Source organism: Streptomyces sp., assembly GCF_031178505.1.
Lineage (GTDB): Bacteria > Actinomycetota > Actinomycetes > Streptomycetales > Streptomycetaceae > Streptomyces > Streptomyces gulbargensis.
The window spans coordinates 1-1,678 of sequence record NZ_JAPSIW010001037.1; the positions used below are offsets into that span (position 1 = coordinate 1).

1 protein-coding gene and 2 pseudogenes are annotated in these 1,678 nt (G+C 72.2%); 2 read left to right on the top strand and 1 reads right to left on the bottom strand.

The window, feature by feature from the left end; all coding sequences use genetic code 11:
- On the top strand, nt 1-870 hold an 870-nt coding region (locus tag RIF68_RS35985; RefSeq protein WP_309055855.1), incomplete at its 5' end, for a SidA/IucD/PvdA family monooxygenase.
- 14 nt (nt 871-884) lie between these two features.
- Here RIF68_RS35985 and RIF68_RS35990 read toward each other — a convergent pair.
- Nucleotides 885-1,550 (bottom strand): annotated as a pseudogene (locus RIF68_RS35990) (5'-nucleotidase C-terminal domain-containing protein); the annotation flags it as partial.
- Nucleotides 1,551-1,552: 2 nt separating this feature from the next.
- Here RIF68_RS35990 and RIF68_RS36620 point away from each other — a divergent pair.
- Nucleotides 1,553-1,678 (top strand): annotated as a pseudogene (locus RIF68_RS36620) (hypothetical protein); the annotation flags it as partial.

Consider the following 1,678-nt stretch of genomic DNA (forward strand, 5'->3'; position numbering starts at 1 on the left):
CTCACCGACGCCCCGGGCGTGCCCGTCCTGCACTCCGCCGACTACCTGACCCACCGTGAGACGCTGCTGCGCGCCGGGCACGTCACGGTCATCGGCTCCGGCCAGTCCGGCGCCGAGATCTTCCTCGACCTGCTCCGCTCCCGGCCCGCCGGCGCCGAGCGGATCCACTGGCTGGCCCGCACCGAGGCCTTCGCCCCCATGGAGTACTCCAAGCTGGGCCTGGAGCACTTCACCCCCGACTACACCCGCTACTTCCACGCCCTGCCCGAACCGGTACGCGGCGAACTCGTGCCGCGGCAGTGGCAGCTCCACAAGGGCATCGACGCCGAGACCATGGCCGCCATCCACGACGAGCTGTACCGCAGGACCCTCCACGGCGGCTGGCCCGACGCCGTCCTCACCCCCGGCGTCCGGGTCCGCACCGCCGGACGCGTCGCCACCACCCGGGTCGAGCTGCACCTGGAGCACGTCCAGCAGGGCGCCCGCTCCCGCCTCACCACCGACGCCGTCGTGCTCGCCACCGGCTACCGCGAGCGTCCGGTGGACCGGATGCTCGCCGGGCTCGACCCGTACCTGCGGCACGACGCGGCGGGCCGGGCACGGATCGACGCCTCGTACCGGCTGGTGCTCGACCCCTCGGTCACCGGCGCCGTCTTCGTCCAGAACGCGGAGCGGCACACCCACGGTGTCGGCGCCCCCGACCTCGGCCTCGGCGCCTGGCGCAGCGCCGTCATCCTCAACACGCTCACCGGCAAGGAGCCGTACCCGCTGCCCCGCCGTACCGCGTTCACCAGCTTCGGCCTGGAAGCGCGAGAGGCGCCCGGCGTTCCGGCCCAGGACCGGAAGCTGACGCCTCTCGTACAGAACTGACGGGGGAGCGGGGATCAGAAGACGGGCACGCCGTCCCGCGTCAGCCGCCAGTCGGCCGACGCGAACTGCCCCGGGTCGATCGTCCCCTTGGCCCGCACCCACTGGATGAGGGTGTTGCGGATCTCCTCCGAGTTCGCCCACAGCTGCGGCGCCTGCGCGACGTGCGGGAACGCGCCGCCGCCGCTCGCCCGGTAGTTGTTGACGGCGAGGACGAAGCGGGCCTCCGGGTCGAGCGGCCTGCCCTCGAAGGACAGGTTCACGATCCGCTGCCCCACCGGCCTGGCGATGTCGATCTCGTAGGTGAGACCGGAGACGGCGTCGTAGTTGTAGTCCGGCGTCCCGGCCGCGTTGGTCAGCTTCGCGGTGTCCACGGGCGCGCCCGCCGGGGTCTGGACGTAGTACTTCGCCGAGTACTCCAGGTACTCCCTGAGCTGGGCGCCCGTCATCAGACGGGCCTCCAGGGTGTTCTCGAAGGGGTACAGGCCCGCCGCGTCCTTGATGGTGATCCGGCCGGCCGGGATGCGGGCGCTCCGCGAGAAGCAGGAGGCCTGCGACAGCACCGGCAGGTCCGCGTGGGGGCCGCCCGCGAGGGCCGCCTTCACCGTCTCCGCCTGCACCGCGTTGATCAGGTCGATGACCGGCTCGTCCTTCCACGGCGCCTCGGCCGTGGACATGGCGGCGAGTCGTCGTCGTCTGCTCCATCGAGAACTTCGACCCGGTGGGCGTGCACACGGGTGACTCCATCACCGTCGCCCCGGCGATGACGCTGACCGACCGCGAGTACCAGCGGCTGCGCGACATCGCGATC